Origin of the sequence: Bradyrhizobium sp. A11, assembly GCF_042077125.1 — a bacterium.
Lineage (GTDB): Bacteria > Pseudomonadota > Alphaproteobacteria > Rhizobiales > Xanthobacteraceae > Bradyrhizobium > Bradyrhizobium japonicum_B.
Window position 1 is genome coordinate 1,992,058 of the sequence record NZ_CP149509.1, and the last position, 17,386, is coordinate 2,009,443.

Sequence of the window (17,386 nt, forward strand, 5' to 3'; positions counted from 1 at the left end):
CGAGAGTGAGCGGAGGGCAGGCGCATGCAGGGCGGGGCCCGATTGGAACGACTTTTTTACTGATTCCGGTTTTTGGGGAGCGCCGATGCGCAAGAATTTTCCGGTCACCGATGTCGAATATCCCGTCAGCGACGAGACGCTGATCGTCTCGCGGACCGATCTCAAGGGCAAGCTCACCTACTTCAACGAGGACTTCATTGCCGCCGCCGGCTTCACGTCGGCGGAACTGATGGGCCAGCCGCACAACATCGTTCGTCACCCCGACATGCCGCCGGAGGCGTTCGACAACCTCTGGGACACGCTGAAGGCCGGCAAGCCCTGGCTCGGCGCGGTGAAGAACCGCCGCAAGAACGGCGACTTCTACTGGGTGCTGGCGACGGCCTCTCCGATCCGCGAGAATGGCGAGGTCAAGGGCTATACTTCGATCCGCACAAAGCTGCCGGCCGACCAGCGCAAGCTCGCCGAACAGGTCTACGCCGCGATCCGCGAGAAGAAGCCGCATGGCTATCGCATTGACGCCGGCATCATCCGTCGCCGCTCGTGGCTGGACCGCTTCAGCGTCTTCACCGGGACGCTGAAGGCGCGCCTCGTCACGACGATGGTGCTCCAGGCGCTGTTCATGCTTGCGCTTGGCATCGGCGGCGCCCTCGCCACCGGCGGTTCGACCAGCCTGATTCTGGCCGCGCTGGCCGTCGTCGGCGCCGCCATCGTAGGTTTCGCAGGCGTCGCGACCATGCGCGCGATCCGGGGGCCGATGCAGCAGCTCAACGAGACTTTGGTCAACATTGTGCAGGACAAGCTCGACAACCGCATTGTGATCGAGCGCGACGACGAGATCGGTGAGGCGCTGCGCAATCTCCAGACCGTGCAAACCATCGTCCGCTTCAGCCGCGACGAGGTGCAGGCGGTGCAGCGCCGTGCCGAGATACAGCGCAAATCCGACATGACCAAACTCGCCGACGGCTTTGAGGCCGCGATCGGCGAGATCGTCGAGACCGTCTCGTCGGCCGCAACCGAGCTCGAGGCTTCGGCCTCGACGCTGTCCTCGACCGCCGGCCGGGCGCAGGAATTGGCCTCCGCGGTTGCAACCGGCTCGGAAGCAGCCTCGACCAATGTCCATTCGGTGGCGTCGGCTGCCGAAGAGATGTCGTCCTCGGTGCGCGAGATCGGCCGCCAAGTGCAGGACTCCTCCCGGATCGCGAACGAAGCGGTCAGCCAGGCCCATGCCACCACCGAGCGCGTCAGCGAATTGTCGCGAGCCGCAGCGCGGATCGGCGACGTCGTCGAGCTCATCAATGCGATCGCCGGCCAGACCAATCTGCTTGCCCTCAATGCCACGATCGAGGCGGCGCGGGCGGGTGAGGCCGGACGCGGCTTCGCCGTCGTGGCCTCCGAGGTCAAGGCGCTCGCCGAACAGACGGCCAAGGCCACCGGCGAGATCGGCCAGCAGGTCGGCGGGATTCAGGCGGCGACGCAGGATTCGGTCAGCGCGATCGGCGAGATCAGCGGCACCATCGCGCGTCTGTCGGAGATCGCTTCGGCGATTGCGGCAGCCGTGCAGCAGCAGGGTGCGGCAACCCAGGAGATCGCCCGCAACGTTCAACAGGCCGCCCAAGGCACCCAGCAGGTCTCGTCCAATGTCGGCGACGTCCAGCGCGGTGCTTCCGAAACCGGCTCGGCGTCCTCGCAGGTGCTGTCGGCGGCGCAGATGCTGTCGCGCGATTCCAATCGCCTCAAGCTCGAGGTCGGCAAGTTCCTGAACTCCGTCCGCGCCGCGTGAGCGGCGGATCAGCTGCGCTCGGGCATGACGGGCTGAAAGCTGCGTTCTCTCCGATCGCAGCTTTTTCTGCGGCTTGCGTCGCACCCGGCAATCAATGATTCGATAATCATACGCTCTGAAATCGCATGCAGAGGCGAGGTTCGCGACGATCTTTGATGTGAGACAATCCCAAGTTGCCAGAGCCGGCTATTGCTTTCGCAGAACTGCTCTTTTTCGGGCGGTGCTCACGAGAGGAAGCCAGCCGTGCACGCGCGAATTGGAACGATCCTGCCTCTGATTGTCTCGGCTCTCGCCCTGATGGGAGTGGCCGCCACCGGTTACACGGCCTATGGGGCCTACCACGACCGACAGGAGGCGTACGCCTTCGTCGAGCTCAATGGAATATCGCAGCAGCTGCTGCTGAGCGCCGGACAATGGGCTCTGGAGCGGGGAATGAGCAACGCGGCGCTGAACACGCCCGAGCATGTCGGCGCAGACCGCCGCGCCGAAATTGACCGGATCCGTGCCGCTTCGGGACAGGCGTTCCGGGATGCCGCGCAGCGTCTGCGCAACCTGCCTGCGATGAAATCCATCGAGACCGGCATTGCGGAAGCCGAGCGCGCGCTTGCCGGGGTCGAGAGCCTGCGCCGCAAGGTTGACGCCGATCTGGTCAAGCCGAGGGCCGAGCGCGATCCTGCAGTCGTCAACGCGGTCGTTCCGGCCCTGACCGAACTCATCGAGATCGCTGCCAACCGGCTGCGGCTAACCTTGGAGACGTTGACCGATGCGCCGTCGCCGGCAATGACGCGGCTTGTCGGGCTTCGCCATCTCACCGCAGAGATGGCCGAGAATGCCGGCCGCGAGCGGGCCTTCCTCGCGGGCTTGATCAGCGCCCATGCGAAACTCACCGCGGACGGCATCGGCTTGGTGTCCGGATTCCGCGGTCATGTCGAACTGGCCTGGGAGACCATCTCACCTGTGGCCCAGCGCGCCGATGTCTCGGCGGATCTTGGCCAGGCGATCAAGGACGTGGAGCAGAAATACTTCCGCACTTACGGTTCGCTGCGCGCAGATGTCATCGGGGACGGCAAAACGGGCGAATACAGGATCTCAGGCACCGACTATATGGCGCGGGCGACGAACGCCATCAACGCGATCCTGCAGCTTGGTCAGGCCATCGCTGCGGATGCGGATCGGGAGGCGGCGGGACTGGCGGCAAGGAGCACGTCAAATCTGGCCGTCAGCGGCGGCATTCTCCTTGCGAGCGTCGCGCTCGCGCTGCTCAGCTTCTGGGTCGCGTTCTCGCGGATCTTGCGTCCGCTGTCCGCCCTGACGAGCGCCATGGGCGAACTTGCCGGCGGCAATTTCTCCGTCGTCCTGCCGGGCCTCGGCCGTAAGGACGAGATCGGCGACATGGCGCACGCGGTCGAGGTCTTCAAGGTCAAGGCCGAGGAGAAGGCTCGCATGGAGGCCGAGGCCAAGATCGTGCAGGATCGGATTGCCGCCGAGCAACGCAAGGCCGACATGCACCGGCTCGCCGGCGCATTCGAGACGGCCATCGGCGAGATCATCGACACGGTGTCCTCCGCATCGACCGAGCTCGAAGCCTCGGCCGGGACGCTGAATACGACCGCCGAGCGCGCCCAGCAATTGGCGGTCGTGGTCGCGGCGGCGTCGGATGAAGCTTCCTCCAACGTTCAATCGGTCGCGTCGGCGACCGAGCAGCTCTCGTCGTCAGTCAACGAGATCAGCCGACGGGTCCAGGATCAGGCCCGGATGGCCAACGAGGCGGTTGGCCAGGCCGGAAGAACCAACGACAGGATCGGCGAATTGTCGCGAGCGGCCTCCAGAATTGGCGACGTCATCGCGCTGATCGACCAGATCGCGGGACAGACCAATCTCCTGGCCCTCAACGCCACGATCGAGGCCGCGCGAGCCGGCGAGGCCGGCCGTGGCTTTGCGGTGGTCGCGTCCGAGGTGAAGGCCCTGGCCGAACAGACGGCGAAAGCCACCGGCGAAATCTCCCAGCAGATCACCGGTATTCAGGCGGCCACCCAGGATTCCGTCAGTGCAATCCGGGACATCGGCGGCTCGATCGGGCGCCTGTCGGAGATCGCCTCGGCCATCGCCGCGGCCGTCGAAGAGCAGGGCGCAGCGACGCAGGAGATCGCACGCAACGTGCAGAAAGCGGCCCAGGGAACGCAGCAAGTGTCGGCCAATGTCGGCAACGTCGAGCACGGCGCCACCGAGACCGGTTCGGCCTCGTCCCAGGTGTTGTCGGCGGCGCAGATGCTGTCGCGCGACTCCAATCGCCTCAAGCTCGAGGTCGGCAAGTTCCTGGATACGGTCCGCGCCGCCTGAGGTGCCCCTCGGCTACGCCACCCGCCACTCCGGCACCCCGTCGGCAGCCATAGCGATCTCGCCGAGCGAGCCCACCGGCGTGCGATCCATGTTGAGCAGATGGGCCAGCGTCGCGCTGTCGCTCGCCGGAATCCGTGCCAGCGTACGCCGGTCGCCTTCCGTCTGCAGCATCACGACGCCGTGCTCGACCTCGCCGCTACGGCCATAGAGCACCGTAAAACTCTCCACCTTGCCTTTGCCGCTGGCTTCGGTGACGAACTCCGGCACCGCGCCCTTGTTGCGGTCGGCCTCGTCCTGCACGCTGGTCTCCTGCGCCAGCGCCGCGCGCAGCGGCGCCTTCGAGACCACCAGCGCGTGATGCTTGGTGACGAAGCCGCCCTGGCCATAGAGCAGGCCGAGCCTGGCGCCGTCGCGCAGCCGCCGCACCATCGCGCAGGCCGCATGCGTCATGTACGTGTTGAGTGGCGCGCCGAAGAAGGTGAGGCCGCCGGTCACAGTCGGCTGCACGTCGGCGGAAAGCCCTAGCGTCCGCCGCGCCATCTTGGGCACGCAGGGAAAGCAGCTGTAGAGCTCGATCGCGTCGAACCTTTTGCCGTCGCCGCCGGCGAGCTCCATCACCGCTTTCAGCACCGCGTTCTGCGGATGGCTCTCGTAGAACTGGTCGCGCAGCAGATAATCGCGCGGCTCCTCCGCCGAGGCGCCGCCGAGTGGATAGACCAGCCTGTCCTCGGAAATCCCGGCCGCACGGGCCTTGGCAAGGCTGGTGAGCAGCAGCGCGCCGCCCATGTTGACGCTGGGATTGGCGACCATGAGCTTGTTGTAGGGCCACGCGATCAGGCGATTGTCCGCGGTCGGCGTCGTGATCTCCTCGGGTGTATAGCGCCGCTTCAGCCATGCATTGGGATTTTGCGCGGCGGCCTCCGAATAGCGCGACCATAGCGTACCGGATTCCGCCATCGCCTCGCGCGGCGTCTGGCCCCAATGCGCGGAAGAGGCAGCTTCGTAGAAAGGATAGACCGTAACGGGCCGAAACACGCCGAGCTTGACCGCCAACGGCTTCTGGAACGCCGCGCCGCGCTTGGGCTCCTCGACGTCATGGGCGAACGGCGTCCACGGCAGCTTGACGCCGGCACGCTCAGCCTTGGTCGCGGTCGACTGCGCCTCGGCACCGCAGATCGCCGCCACAGTGCATTCACCGCGGGCGATGCGCTTGGCCGCTTCGTGGATGTAGCGGATCGGGCTCTCGCCGCCGACCGGGCCGTAATAGCAATGCGCAGGTGTGATACCGAGGCGCTGCGCCAACAGCTGCTCGGGATCGCGATAGCGCCAGCTCAGAAAGTTGACGACGTCGAGCGATTGCACCTCGCCGAGCAGCTTCGCACCGGCATCTTGCTCGGCGCGCCGCAGCGCCTGCTCGAGCAGATCGAGCGGCTCGAGGCCAGCGCTGATCTCCTTCGGACGGTCAACGATCTCGCCGATGCCGACGATGACGGGGATGCGGTCAGGGGGAACACTCGTCATTGTTCTTGCTTCTTCACTCTCTCTCAGACATCTTCGACCTCATCCTGAGGAGCCTGCGAAGCAGGCGTCTTGAAGGATGGGCCGCGGGCTCCCATGGTTCGAGACGGCGCTTGCGCGCCTCCTCACCATGAGGGTCTACACCATCACTCCGCCACCAGCGCATTCATGTGCTCGACGGCTTCGGCGAACTCTTCCTTGAACTCCTGCACCACGGCGCCGGCGGACTTCACGCTGTCGATCAAGCCGACGCCCTGGCCGACGAAATAGCTGACGAGATCGCGCGCCTTGGCGTTGCCGCCTGCCGCCGCGCGGTCGATCGAGTTGAATGCGTCGCGGCTGATGATGCTTTGCAGCGGCATCGGCAGCGCGCCCGGGCTGTCCGGCGCGCGGTCCCAGGCGTCGGTCCAGACCGAGCGGAGCTGCCGGGCCGGCTTGCCGGTGCGGCCCTTGGAGCGCACCGCATCGCGCGAGGACGCGGCGATCATCTTCTCGCGAAAAATCTCGCTGGTCTCGGACTCGACGGTGGCCAGCCACACCGAGCCGGTCCAGACGCCGGCCGCGCCCATCGCCATGCAGGCCGCCATCTGCCGGCCCGTCATGATGCCGCCGGCCGCCAGCACCGGCACGTCGCGAATGGGCTTGATCGCCTTGATCACCTCCGGCACCAGCACCATGGTCGAGACCTCGCCGCAATGGCCGCCGGCCTCGGTGCCCTGCACCACGAGAATGTCGACGCCGGCCGCGACCTGGCGCAGCGCGTGCTCCTTGGCCCCCACGAGCGCTGCGACCGGCACGCCGTGTGCCTTGCCCATCTCGATCATCGCCTTGGGCGGCACGCCCAGCGCATTGGCGATCAGGCGGATCGGATGATTGAAGGAGACCTCGAGCAGCTGCAGCGCGGTCTTTGCGTCGAACGGCTGCGGCTGATCGGCCGCGACCTCCGTGCTCGTCAGCTCGATATCGTATTTCTTCAGGAGATCGCGTGTGTAGGCGCGGTGCTGCTGCGGCACGCGCGCTTCCAGGCTCTTCCAGGTGACATCCTTTTCGCCTGATGTCGAGATGTTCTCTGGGATCAGCACGTCGATGCCGTAGGGCTTGCCGTCGACGTGGTCGTCGATCCATTTCAGCTCTCGTTCGAGCGTATCGGGTGTGTGCACGGTGGCACCCAGCACGCCGAAGCCGCCGGCGCGGCTGACGGCGGCGACGACGTCGCGGCAATGGCTGAAGGCCAGCAGCGGGAACTCGATTCCCAGCATGTCGCAGATCGGCGATTTCATGGCTCTCTCCCGGCGGCCCCGGCGTTTTCGTTCTTTGCAAAGAAGCGCCAGCCGGTCGATGACATGCCGGATTCGACTAGGCATCTTGTGTGTAGGCGTTGCGTTTTGCCCTCAGGCGCCACCGTCATTCCGGCGCTCGCCTAGCGAGAAGCGGGAATCCATTTTTCAGAGCATTCTGGGCGGAGCGATGGATTCCGGGTTCGCCCTATGGGCGCCCCGGAATGACCGGGAAGGGGCCTGCCATGACAAAACGTGACGTTGTCCGACCCGGCAATGCGTTGCGATGCCCTTGCCATTCGGCATGCGCGGTCTAATTAATGCAGGCGCATCTTTCCGCCGGAGCCCCCGCATGACCGACGCCCCCGCCTACGTGCCGCCCAAAGTCTGGACCTGGAACAAGGAGAATGGCGGGCAGTTCGCCAGCATCAACCGCCCGATTGCCGGTCCCACCCACGACAAGGAGCTGCCGGTCGGCAAGCATCCGCTTCAGCTCTATTCGCTGGCCACCCCGAACGGGGTGAAGGTCACGGTGATGCTGGAGGAGCTGTTGGCGCTCGGCCACAAGGGCGCCGAATACGATGCCTGGCTGATCAAGATCGGCAACGGCGACCAGTTCGGCAGTGGGTTCGTCGACATCAATCCGAACTCGAAAATCCCGGCGCTGATGGACCGCTCCGGTCCCGAGCCGATCCGGGTGTTCGAATCCGGTTCGATCCTGTTCTATCTCGCCGAGAAATTCGGCGCCTTCCTGCCCAAGGACGTCAAGACCCGCACCGAGGCGATGTCCTGGCTGTTCTGGCAGATGGGCAGCGCGCCCTATCTCGGCGGCGGCTTCGGCCATTTCTACGCCTACGCGCCGACCAAGATCGAATACGCCATCGACCGTTTCGCCATGGAGACCAAGCGCCAGCTCGACGTGCTCGACAGGCGCCTTGCCGACAACGAGTATCTCGCGGGCAAGGAGTACACGATCGCCGACATGGCGGTGTGGCCCTGGTACGGGGCGCTCGCCAAGGGGCTGGTCTATGGCGCCGGCGAATTCCTGTCGGTGCAGGACTACAAGAACGTCCAGCGCTGGACCGATCAGATCGCCAAGCGTCCGGCCGTGAAGCGCGGCCGCATGGTCAACCGCGTCTCGGGCGATCCCGCGAGCCAGCTCCACGAGCGGCACGACGCGAGCGATTTCGAGACCAAGACCCAGGACAAGGTCGCGCCGGCGACGTAAGTGCGAAGGGCGGATTAGCCGAAGGCGTAATCCGCCATCCCTTGGCGATTGTTGGCGGATTACGCTTCGCTAATCCGCCCTACGATTAATCCGGCAGCATCTCGCCGGAGCCGCCAAGATCGGCCGGCAGGTCGACATATTTCGGCAGGCCATCCCGGATCGACACCATCTTGCTCGCGTAGTTCGCATGCAGGGTCGGCTGGTGCCGGTATCCTTTCAGCAGATTGGCGTAGACGTCGATCAGCCGCATCCGCGGATGCTCGGTCATGACGTGGCCGCCGCAGCGCTTGCAGAATTTTCGGTAGGAATGCTCGGTCTTGTTGAACGTCCCGAGCTCGGCCTCGCCCTTGGTGATGCGCACGCTGCCGGACTTCCACAGGCTGAACGCATTGATCGGCGCCGCTGACCAGGCCTGGCAGTCGGCGCAATGGCAATAGCCCGCAAACATCGGCTTGCCTGTCACCTCGACCTCGACCGCTCCGCAGAAGCAACCGGCGCGATAGCGCGTCTCAGGCTCGGCCTGCGCATCTCCGCCATCCGCCAGGAGGTCGTTATAGCCGGGGTCCTTGCGCATGAAATTGCGGATGAAATCGCACTCGACCGAGAGCTTGCGCCCCTGCGACCGCACCGCGTCCAGCGTGGCGCGGCCGAGCTTCGAGCCAATGCCGCGGCCGCCGAGCTCCGGCGGCACCTCGGTGTGCACCAGCGTGATCGCGCCGTCGGTCTTGCGGTAGGTGACGAAGGCGATCGCCCCGTCGACGTCGAGCTCGAACCGCTCGCGTTCCTCGTTGTCGCGAAAGGATTCCGGCATCATCTTGCTCCCGGGTTCGACGATTTGGTTTTTGCGCCTTCCGCCGCCGGAAACACCACGCGGTCGTCGGTGCGGCAGTAGCGGTCGGCGAACATGCGGCCGATCGGATGATAGCGGTCCATGTGCACCCGCATCGCCTCGGGATCCCACAGCTCGTCGCGAATGTGGAAGTGGAGGCCTTCGCCCATGATCAGTTTGCGATCGTCGTTGACGTCGATCAGCTTCCAGAGCCTGCACTCCATCGCCCAGGGCGTGTCGGCCAGCCGCGGCACGGCGATGCTGGTGGATGGCGCGAGCTTGAGGCCGAGATAATCGGGCTCGCCGATATCAGGGGGGAAGTCGCCGCTGCTCTCGTGCATCGCCCGCGCCAGCGGTTCGTCGGCGAGGTTGACGACGAATTCGCCGGTGCGCTGGATGTTGAGGAAGGTGTCCTTGTCCTCTCCATCAGGCTTGCGGTTGGCCGCGAACATGCAGAGCGGCGGATCCTCGCAGAAGGCGTTGAAGAAGCTGAACGGCGCGGCGTTGACGATGCCGGTGGGACCGAGCGTGGTCACCCACGCGATCGGACGCGGCAGGATGAAGGAGGTCAGCACCTTGTAGCGCTCGCGTGGCGTCAGCTCGCTGGCGGCGTAGTCCATGGTGGCTCCTGCTGGAAAAGACTCTCGTAGGGTGGGCAAAGCGACAGCGTGCCCACCACCTCCTGATGGCGGGCACGGCGCGCGAAGTGCGCGCCTTTGCCCACCCTACGACTACGGCATCTCGTCGATCACGCCATGCTCAGCTCGTGGCGTCCCACCACCATCCAATGCACCTCGTCCGGGCCGTCCGCAAAGCGCAAATGCCGCACGTCCTGATACATCTCGGCGAGCGGGGTCCAGTGCGAGATGCCGGTGGCGCCATGCATCTGGATTGCCTGGTCGATGATCCTGCAGGCGCGCTCGGGCACCATGGCCTTGACCATCGAGACCCAGACGCGGGCCTCCTTGTTGCCGAGCACGTCCATCGCCTTGGCGGCTTTCAGCACCATCAGCCGCATCGCCTCGATCTCGCAGCGCGCCTGGGCGATGATCTGCATGTTGCCGCCGAGATGGGCGATCTTCTTGCCGAAAGCCTCGCGCGTGAGGCCCCGCTGTACCATCAGATCGAGCGCCTTCTCGGCCTTGCCGATGGTGCGCATGCAGTGATGGATACGCCCCGGTCCGAGGCGCAGCTGCGAGATCTCGAAGCCGCGGCCTTCGCCGAGCAGCATGTTCTCCTTCGGCACGCGCACATTGTTGAAGCGCATGTGCATGTGGCCGCGCGGCGCGTGGTCCTGGCCGAACACGTACATCGGGCCGAGCACCTCGACGCCGGGCGTGTCGCGCGGCACCAGGATCTGCGACTGCTGCTTGCTCGGCGCCGCATCCGGATTGGTCTTCACCATGACGATGAGGATCTTGCAGCGGGGATCGCCGACACCCGAGATGTAGTATTTCTCGCCGTTGATGACCCATTCGTCGCCGACGAGCTTCGCGGTCGTCGAGATGTTCTTGGCGTCGGAGGAGGCGACGTTCGGTTCGGTCATGACATAGGCCGAGCGGATCTCGCCGTTGAGCAGCGGCTTCAGCCACTTCTCCTTCTGCTCCTTGGTGCCGACGCGCTCCAGCACCTCCATGTTGCCGGTGTCCGGCGCCGAGCAGTTCATGGTTTCGGACGCCAGCGGGCTCTTGCCGAGCTCGGCCGCGATATAGGCGTAGTCGAGGTTCTTCAGGCCCTGGCCGGTCTCGTCGTCGGGCAGGAAGAAGTTCCAGAGGCCTTCCTGCTTGGCCTTGTTCTTGGCCTTCTCCAGCACCTCGAGCTGCTTCGGCGTGAAGCTCCAGCGATCTTCCTTGCCTTCGCCGGCCTTGGCGAACTCGATCGACATCGGCTCGACGGTGTCGCGGATGAATTTCTTGACGTGATCGTAGAGCGGCCGGACCTGCTCCGACATCCTGAGGTCGTTGAGCTCGTCGCCGGGATTGAGGGTGTAGTTGGTGGTGCGGGGAATGTAGGTGTGTTTTGTCATTGTTCCTCCCGGGGACGCTGAGATCGTTCTGGCGGCAGAATAGTGCCAGCGCGGTCAAAGTGCGAGCGCGCATTTTTTCGCGCCGAGCCCTGCCACGCGATGGAATATCGCTAGGGCGTTTGAAATGTTGTTTGAATGGGGTGGAGGGAGAACCCCCTCCGATTGTCGTCCCGGACAAGCGCAGTTCTAGACAACGCATAGCGTTGTCTAGAACGGAGCGCAGATCCGGGACCCATAACCACAGGGGGGCGTTTGACGAAAATCCGTAGTTGTCAGCTCGCGCCCTAGTCGCTGCCTGTGGCTATGGGTCCCCGCCTTCGCGGGGACGACATCGAGCGTGTGGCCTCACGCCGGCATCCGATGCATCGCGCAAATCTTGTTGCCGTCGAGGTCGCGCAAGTAAGCCAGATACAGCTTGCCGCCGGGGCCCTGGCGCACGCCGGGCGGATCCTCGATCGAGGTCCCGCCGGCTGCGACGCCTGCCGCGTGCCATTTGTCGACCTGCTCCGGCGAATTGGCGGCAAAGCCGATGGTGCCGCCATTCGCGCATGTCGCCGGCTCGCCGTTGATCGGCTTCGACACCGAGAACACGCCGGTCTTGGTGATGTAGAAGATGCGATGGCCGTCGACCCTCGCCGGCCGCACCTCGAGCGTGCTCAGCAAATTGTCGTAGAACGTCTTGGCCTTGTCGAGATCGTTGGTGCCGACCATGATGTGCGAGAACATTTGCCCATTCCCTCAGTGTTTGTAGCCCGGATGGAGCGAAGCGAAATCCGGGTCTTTGTTGTTTTTGCAGTCCCGGATTGCGCTTCGCTCCATCCGGGCTACGAAATCAGAACGCCGTATAGCCGCCGTCGATCACGAACGTATCGGCGGTGTGATAGGACGAGGCCTTGCTCATCAGATAGACCGCGATGCCGCCGAAATCGGATGCCTCACCGAACCGCCGCATCGGAATGCGTGGCATCACGTTGGCGACGAACTTCTCGTTGGCCATGAGACCTGATGTCATGTCGCTCTTGATCCAGCCGGGCAGGATCGCGTTGGCGGTGACGCCGTGGCGGGCGAGCTCGACGCCGAGGGCGCGCACCAGCGCGTTGATCGCGGCCTTGGTCGCGGCGTAATGCTCGTTGCGCGCGGTGCCGAAGATCGAGGCGAGGCTCGAGGTCGCAACCAGCCGGCCGAAGGCGTCGCCGGAATTGGCGCGCTCGGTCATGTGCTTTGCGGCGGCCTGAAACGCGTGGAACACGCCGTCCAGATTGGTCGCGAACATCGTGCGCCATTCCTCCTCGGTGCGCTCGATAAAGGAGCGCCGGCCGCCGCCGCCGATGCCGGCATTGGCGAAGCAGCCGTCGACCCGGCCGAACGTGTCGAGCGTCGCCTTCATCGCCGCATTGACCGAGGCTGGATCGGTGACGTCGCAGACGCGGGTGTCGACCTTACCGGAGAGCCCGGCCATGCTGGCGGCAGCGGCCTTGTTCTTGTCGGGATTGCGGCCCCAGATCGAGACGTTGCAGCCCTGGCCGGCGAGCGCCTGCGCGATGCCGAGGCCGATCCCGCCATTGCCGCCGGTGATCACGGCGACGCGGCCGGTGAGGTCGAAAATGTTCATGGCGCGTTTCCTTTTTTTGACAAGGCTTCTCAACATGCGGACGATCAGCCGCTGCGCGCAAGATTGCTTGACATGCTCTGATCACCATGGACAAGACCGCGCCAAAAATCAAATATGCGCCCCGGCAAAACAAATTCCGGTCTGCGAAACTGGCGCAGGCCGCAACTGGCGAGGACACCATGCAGTTCAAACACGTCACGCTCGATTTCGATGGCTCGGTCGCGGTCCTCAAGCTCGACCATCAGGAGGTGATGAACGCGGTCTCCGTGGACATGCTGGGCGGCCTTGCCGAAGCGCTCGATACGATCGAGGAGAAGAAGGACGAGGTGCGCTGCGTGGTGCTGACCGGCGCGGGGCGGGCTTTCTGCACCGGCGCCAATCTGCAAGGGCGCAACAACCAGTCGAAGAAGACCAAGGCCGGCCTGACGCTGGAGACCGGCTTCCATCCCTTCCTGCGGCGCATCCGCAATCTGCACTGCCCGATCGTCACCGCGGTCAACGGCCCCGCGGCCGGCGCCGGCATGAGTTTTGCGCTGCTCGGCGACATGATTTTGTGCGCGCGTTCCTCCTACTTTCTCCAGGCGTTCCGGCGCATCGGCCTCGTGCCGGATTGCGGCTCGACCTGGCTGTTGCCGCGCCTGATCGGCCGGGCGCGTTCGATCGAATTGTCGCTGATGGGCGAGCGGCTGCTGGCCGAGAAGGCGCTGGAATGGGGTCTCGTCAACCGCGTCTACGACGACGGCGTGCTGATGGAGGAGGCGATGAAGCTCGCGCGCGAGCTCGCCAGCGGACCGACCGTGGCGCTGTCGCTGATCCGCAAGCTCTATTGGGACAGCCCCGAAAATTCCTTCGAGGACCAGCTCAATCTCGAGTTCCAGTGCCAGCTGCGCGCCGGCGACACCCAGGATTTCCGCGAGGGCGTCGGCGCGTTCCTGGAGAAGCGGCCCGCGCAGTTCAAAGGCAAATGATCGAGGCGGAGCTTTCGCGCAGCGTCAAGCGCTGGTGCCCGGGCGCGACCGGCGTCACGGGCGCGGCAAAGTTGTCCGGCGGCGCCAGCCAGGAAACCTGGCGTTTCGACATCACGCATCCCGATGGCGTGATCGGCGCGATCCTGCGCCGTTCGCCGAAGGGCTATGGCGCGGCGCCGACCCGCGCGGCGGGCCTTGCCGCAGAGGCGCAGCTGATGCAGCTCGCCTTCGAGGCCGGCGTGCCGTCGCCGCGCGTGCTGCACGTGCTCGTGGCGGAGGACGACCTCGGCACCGGCTTCATCATGCAAAGGATCGAGGGCGAGACCATCGCGCGCAAGATTCTTCGCGATGACGAGTTCGCCGCCGCGCGGCCGCAGCTGGCGCGTCAGATTGGCGGCATTCTCGCTGCCCTGCATCGATTGCCAAAGGACAAGCTGCCGGAGCTGCGCACCCGCGGCGCGACGCAGGAGATCGCCGAGTTCGAGCGCGACTATCGCAGCCTGAACTGGCCTAAGCCCGTGTTCGAGCTGGCGCTGCGCTGGCTGCGCGACCACGATCCCGGCCCGTCCGGCGAGATCACGCTGGTGCACGGCGATTTCCGCAACGGCAATCTCATCATCGGCGCCGACGGCGTGCGTGCCGTGCTGGACTGGGAGCTCGCCCATCTCGGCGATCCCATGGAGGATCTCGGCTGGGTCTGTGTCAACTCCTGGCGCTTCGGCGAGATCGACAAGCCCGTCGGCGGTTTTGGTTCGCGCGAGGAGCTGTTCGCTGGTTACGAGGCTGCGGGCCGCAAGGTCGATCCGTCGCGTGTGAAGTTCTGGGAGGTGATGGGCACGCTACGCTGGGGCATCATGTGCGGCGGCATGATGCAGCGGTTCCGCGAGGGCCCCGATCATTCCATGGAGCGCGCCATGATCGGCCGCCGCGCCAGCGAGACCGAGATCGATCTGTTGCGGCTCTTGGCGCCGCGCGGGAGCTGACACATGCAGGACGAGCCGACCCCGATCGAGCTGACCAAGTCGGTCGCCGATTTCCTCCGCAACGACATCATGCCGCTGATCTCCGGCCACCAGGCCTTCAAGCTGCGCGTCGCCATCAACATCCTCGATCTCGTGACGCGGCAGCTGACGCGGGAGGAGGGCACCGATGCTGCGGAAGTTGAACGGCTGCGCGCGCTGCTCGGCGAGGACGGTTCGGTCATGGAGCTGAACCGCGCGCTCGCCGAGCGCATCGCCAAGGGCGAAGTCGATTTGGCGACGCCCGGTCTCGCCGAACATCTCTGGGCGACCACGCTGGACAAGCTGGCGGTCGATCAGCCGAACTACGCGTCCTACAAGCGGGAGCTATTACGAGGCGGATAGCTCTCTCCCCTTCATTCCGGGCGTCGCGAAGCGACGAGCCCGGAATCCATTCATCCACCGTCTCTGACGCTCAATGGATTCCGGGCTCGCGCCTGTCGGCGCGCCCCGGAATGACCAGAGCCCTACTTCCCCAGCCATTTCGGCGGACGCTTCTCCGAGAAGGCCTTCGGGCCTTCGATGTAGTCCTGCGAGGCCACCATCGCCTGCACCGCCGGATAGTCCCGCTGCTCGGCGATCGCCTGCTCCAGCGAGACGCTGAGCCCCTTCTGGATCGCCTGCTTGGACGCCCGGATCGACATCGGCGAGTTCTTGCCGATCATCTCCGCCCAGCGCAGCGCGGCCGCGAGCGCCTCGCCCTGCGGCACCACCTCGTTGACGAAGCCGAGCTCGAAACCTTCCCTGGCGCTGACATGGCGCGCGGTGAGGATCATGCCCATGGCGCGCTTGAGGCCGATCTGCCGCGGCAACCGATGCAGGCCGCCGGCGAGCGCGGCAAGACCGACGCGCGGCTCGGGCAGGGCGAAGGTGGCGTTTTCCGAGGCAATGATCAGGTCGCAGGCCAGCGCGATCTCGAAGCCGCCGCCCATGGCAACGCCGTTCACCGCCGCGATAACAGGCTTGTCGCAGTCGAAGCGCGAGGTGAGGCCGGCAAAGCCGCCCTTGTCCCAGCCACGTTTGCCGCCGGCTGCCTGCCATTTCAGATCGTTGCCGGCGCAGAACGCCTTGTCGCCGCTGCCGGTGACGATCGCGATCCACTGCTCGGGATCCGCGGAGAAATCGTCGAAAACCTTTTGCAGTTCGAAATGCGCATCGGTGTGCAGTGCGTTGTAGACCTCGGGCCGCGACAGCGTCACGATCGTGATCGGTCCCTTGCGTTCCACCTTGGAAAATTTCAGCTCCATCCTGTGCTCCCTGCATTTTCTCGTAAAGGAAAATTGGCGTCATCCTACCGCGCCTCAGTGCCCGGGCACCATCGAATTGCGCTGGTGCGCCTTGCGTAGCCGTCACGCCTCGCCTTGCTTGACTTGCACGCGCTCTTCTCACCTTATTCGTGCGAAGCAAAAGTGCGCCCAGCGCCTTAACGCAAAACGATAAAATCAATCCGGGAGAGAACCTGTGGATTTCTCATTGCCTGCCGATCTCGTCGCCTATCTCGCAGAGCTCGACCGTTTCATCGCGCGCGAGATCAAGCCGCTGGAGGAAGCCGACGACAACATCCGCTTCTTCGATCATCGCCGCGAATGGGCGCGCACCGATTTCGAGAATGGTGGCCTGCCGCGGCACGAATGGGAAACGCTGCTGCGCAAGGCCAAGGACCTTGCGGATGCCGCCGGCCATCTGCGCTTTCCGGTGCCGAGGCAATATGGCGGCAAGGACGGCTCCAACCTCTGGATGGCCGTGATCCGCGAGCATTTTGCTGCAAAGGGCCTCGGCCTGCACAATGATCTCCAGAACGAGCACTCCATCGTCGGCAACTTCCCCGTCGTCACCATGCTCGACCGTTATGGCCGCGACGACCAGAAGGCGATGATCGACGGCTCGATCAAGGGCAAGTACCGCATCACCTTCGGCCTCACCGAGCCGCATCACGGCTCGGATGCGACGCACATGGAGACGCGCGCAGTGCCCGCCACGCGCGACAACGTCAAGGGCTGGATCATCAACGGCGAGAAGATGTGGACAACCGGCATGCATGTCGCGACGCACTGCGCGCTGTTCGCGCGCACGTCCGGCAATGACGGCGATGCCCGCGGCATCACCTGCTTCCTGGTGCCGGCCAAGAGCCCGGGCGTGAAGGTCGAGGAGTACATGTGGACCTTCAACATGCCGACCGATCATCCGCGCGTCAGCTTCACCGACGTGTTCGTGCCCGAAGATGCGCTGTTCGGCGAGGTCGGCCGCGGCCTCTCGCTGGCGCAATGCTTCGTGCACCAGAACCGCATCCGGCAGGCGGCGAGCTCGCTCGGCGCCGCCGTCTACTGCATCAACGAGAGCGTCAAATACGCGCGCGAGCGCAAGCCGTTCGGCAGGGCGCTCGCCGAGAACCAGGCGATCCAGTTCCCGCTGGTCGAGCTCGCAACGCAAGCCGAGATGCTGCGTCTTCTGATCCGCAAGACCGCCTGGGAGATGGACCAGCTCACCGAAGAGCAGATCGAGCGCACGCTCTCGGACCGCGTCTCGATGTGCAACTACTGGGCAAACCGCCTCTGCTGCGAATCCGCCGACCGCGCCATGCAGGTCCACGGCGGCATGGGCTATTCACGCCACAAGCCGTTCGAGCACATCTACCGCCACCACCGCCGCTATCGCATCACCGAGGGCAGCGAGGAAATCCAGATGCGCAAAGTGGCGGGATTCCTGTTCGGCTATATGGGGCCGGGGAAGCATTGACGGCTTGCGCCGCTCTCGTAGGGTGGGCAAAGCGAAGCGTGCCCACGATCCCC

The 17,386-nt window shown here is 65.1% G+C and carries 15 protein-coding genes and 1 pseudogene; 7 read left to right on the forward strand and 9 right to left on the reverse strand.

Features of this window, described 5'->3' with window-relative positions; genetic code table 11:
• The first annotated feature begins 85 nt into the window (after positions 1-85).
• Complete coding sequence (locus tag WI560_RS09255; protein WP_375307744.1) at positions 86-1,780, forward strand: methyl-accepting chemotaxis protein; 1,695 nt, start codon at positions 86-88, stop codon at positions 1,778-1,780.
• 243 nt (positions 1,781-2,023) lie between these two features.
• On the forward strand, positions 2,024-4,120 hold the full coding sequence (locus WI560_RS09260) for a methyl-accepting chemotaxis protein (protein ID WP_375307745.1): 2,097 nt from the start codon (positions 2,024-2,026) through the stop codon (positions 4,118-4,120).
• A gap of 12 nt (positions 4,121-4,132) precedes the next feature.
• Here WI560_RS09260 and WI560_RS09265 read toward each other — a convergent pair whose 3' ends face one another.
• Both WI560_RS09265 and WI560_RS09270 read right to left on the reverse strand, forming a co-directional pair.
• A complete protein-coding gene (locus WI560_RS09265; protein WP_375307746.1) occupies positions 4,133-5,641 on the reverse strand; it encodes an acetyl-CoA acetyltransferase in 1,509 nt (502 codons plus the stop codon).
• Between the two features lie 143 nt (positions 5,642-5,784).
• Entirely contained in the window at positions 5,785-6,918 is a 1,134-nt protein-coding gene (locus WI560_RS09270) for a nitronate monooxygenase (protein WP_375307747.1), read from the reverse strand.
• Between the two features lie 349 nt (positions 6,919-7,267).
• On the opposite strand from WI560_RS09270, the gene yghU reads away from it, so the two are divergent.
• A complete protein-coding gene (yghU, locus tag WI560_RS09275) occupies positions 7,268-8,143 on the forward strand; it encodes a glutathione-dependent disulfide-bond oxidoreductase (protein WP_257177406.1) in 876 nt (291 codons plus the stop codon).
• Positions 8,144-8,228: 85 nt separating this feature from the next.
• Here the strand turns inward: yghU and WI560_RS09280 are convergent, their stop codons facing one another.
• The 6 genes and pseudogenes from WI560_RS09280 to WI560_RS09305 form a co-directional block, all read right to left on the reverse strand.
• On the reverse strand, positions 8,229-8,591 hold the full coding sequence (locus tag WI560_RS09280) for a GFA family protein (protein ID WP_375161898.1): 363 nt from the start codon (positions 8,589-8,591) through the stop codon (positions 8,229-8,231).
• 156 nt (positions 8,592-8,747) lie between these two features.
• Positions 8,748-8,957: pseudogene (locus WI560_RS09285) on the reverse strand (GNAT family N-acetyltransferase); the annotation flags it as partial.
• Positions 8,954-9,592, reverse strand: a complete 639-nt coding sequence (locus tag WI560_RS09290; RefSeq protein ID WP_375307748.1) for a flavin reductase family protein — start codon at positions 9,590-9,592, stop codon at positions 8,954-8,956. The gene WI560_RS09290 and the pseudogene WI560_RS09285, both read right to left, overlap by 4 nt.
• Before the next feature lie 128 nt (positions 9,593-9,720).
• The gene (locus WI560_RS09295; protein ID WP_028135267.1) at positions 9,721-10,998 is read right to left on the reverse strand and encodes an acyl-CoA dehydrogenase family protein; all 1,278 of its coding nucleotides are present in this window, start codon (positions 10,996-10,998) and stop codon (positions 9,721-9,723) included.
• A 345-nt stretch (positions 10,999-11,343) separates the two neighbouring features.
• Positions 11,344-11,724 (reverse strand): VOC family protein, encoded by a 381-nt coding sequence (locus WI560_RS09300; RefSeq protein ID WP_375307749.1) that lies wholly within the window; start codon positions 11,722-11,724, stop codon positions 11,344-11,346.
• 106 nt (positions 11,725-11,830) lie between these two features.
• Positions 11,831-12,610 carry an SDR family NAD(P)-dependent oxidoreductase gene (locus WI560_RS09305; RefSeq protein ID WP_375307750.1) on the reverse strand — a complete coding sequence of 260 codons (780 nt, stop codon included), beginning with the start codon at positions 12,608-12,610 and terminating at the stop codon, positions 11,831-11,833.
• A gap of 179 nt (positions 12,611-12,789) precedes the next feature.
• On the opposite strand from WI560_RS09305, the gene WI560_RS09310 reads away from it, so the two are divergent.
• Genes WI560_RS09310 through WI560_RS09320 form a run of 3 tightly spaced genes read left to right on the forward strand, consistent with a single transcriptional unit; the run spans position 12,790 to position 14,942 of the window.
• Entirely contained in the window at positions 12,790-13,578 is a 789-nt protein-coding gene (locus WI560_RS09310) for an enoyl-CoA hydratase/isomerase (RefSeq protein ID WP_375307751.1), read from the forward strand.
• Positions 13,575-14,561, forward strand: coding sequence for a phosphotransferase family protein (locus WI560_RS09315; RefSeq protein WP_375307752.1), 987 nt, complete (start codon positions 13,575-13,577; stop codon positions 14,559-14,561). The genes WI560_RS09310 and WI560_RS09315 overlap by 4 nt, the downstream gene beginning before the upstream one ends.
• 3 nt (positions 14,562-14,564) lie before the next feature.
• The gene (locus WI560_RS09320) at positions 14,565-14,942 is read left to right on the forward strand and encodes a DUF6285 domain-containing protein (protein ID WP_375307753.1); all 378 of its coding nucleotides are present in this window, start codon (positions 14,565-14,567) and stop codon (positions 14,940-14,942) included.
• A gap of 122 nt (positions 14,943-15,064) precedes the next feature.
• Here WI560_RS09320 and WI560_RS09325 read toward each other — a convergent pair whose 3' ends face one another.
• Positions 15,065-15,844, reverse strand: a complete 780-nt coding sequence (locus WI560_RS09325; protein WP_375307754.1) for an enoyl-CoA hydratase-related protein — start codon at positions 15,842-15,844, stop codon at positions 15,065-15,067.
• Between the two features lie 214 nt (positions 15,845-16,058).
• On the opposite strand from WI560_RS09325, the gene WI560_RS09330 reads away from it, so the two are divergent.
• Positions 16,059-17,333: an acyl-CoA dehydrogenase family protein gene (locus WI560_RS09330; RefSeq protein ID WP_375307755.1), complete on the forward strand. Its 1,275-nt coding sequence runs from the start codon at positions 16,059-16,061 to the stop codon at positions 17,331-17,333.
• Positions 17,334-17,386: the final 53 nt, after the last annotated feature.

Coding starts and splice junctions, on each gene's coding strand:
- WI560_RS09300 (WP_375307749.1), bottom strand. CDS start 11,724: ATGTTCTCGCACATCATGGTCGGCACCAACGATCTCGACAAGGCCAAG.
- WI560_RS09320 (WP_375307753.1), top strand. CDS start 14,565: ATGCAGGACGAGCCGACCCCGATCGAGCTGACCAAGTCGGTCGCCGAT.
- WI560_RS09270 (WP_375307747.1), bottom strand. CDS start 6,918: ATGAAATCGCCGATCTGCGACATGCTGGGAATCGAGTTCCCGCTGCTG.
- WI560_RS09305 (WP_375307750.1), bottom strand. CDS start 12,610: ATGAACATTTTCGACCTCACCGGCCGCGTCGCCGTGATCACCGGCGGC.
- yghU (WP_257177406.1), top strand. CDS start 7,268: ATGACCGACGCCCCCGCCTACGTGCCGCCCAAAGTCTGGACCTGGAAC.
- WI560_RS09310 (WP_375307751.1), top strand. CDS start 12,790: ATGCAGTTCAAACACGTCACGCTCGATTTCGATGGCTCGGTCGCGGTC.
- WI560_RS09255 (WP_375307744.1), top strand. CDS start 86: ATGCGCAAGAATTTTCCGGTCACCGATGTCGAATATCCCGTCAGCGAC.
- WI560_RS09280 (WP_375161898.1), bottom strand. CDS start 8,591: ATGTTTGCGGGCTATTGCCATTGCGCCGACTGCCAGGCCTGGTCAGCG.
- WI560_RS09295 (WP_028135267.1), bottom strand. CDS start 10,998: ATGACAAAACACACCTACATTCCCCGCACCACCAACTACACCCTCAAT.
- WI560_RS09315 (WP_375307752.1), top strand. CDS start 13,575: ATGATCGAGGCGGAGCTTTCGCGCAGCGTCAAGCGCTGGTGCCCGGGC.
- WI560_RS09265 (WP_375307746.1), bottom strand. CDS start 5,641: ATGACGAGTGTTCCCCCTGACCGCATCCCCGTCATCGTCGGCATCGGC.
- WI560_RS09290 (WP_375307748.1), bottom strand. CDS start 9,592: ATGGACTACGCCGCCAGCGAGCTGACGCCACGCGAGCGCTACAAGGTG.
- WI560_RS09325 (WP_375307754.1), bottom strand. CDS start 15,844: ATGGAGCTGAAATTTTCCAAGGTGGAACGCAAGGGACCGATCACGATC.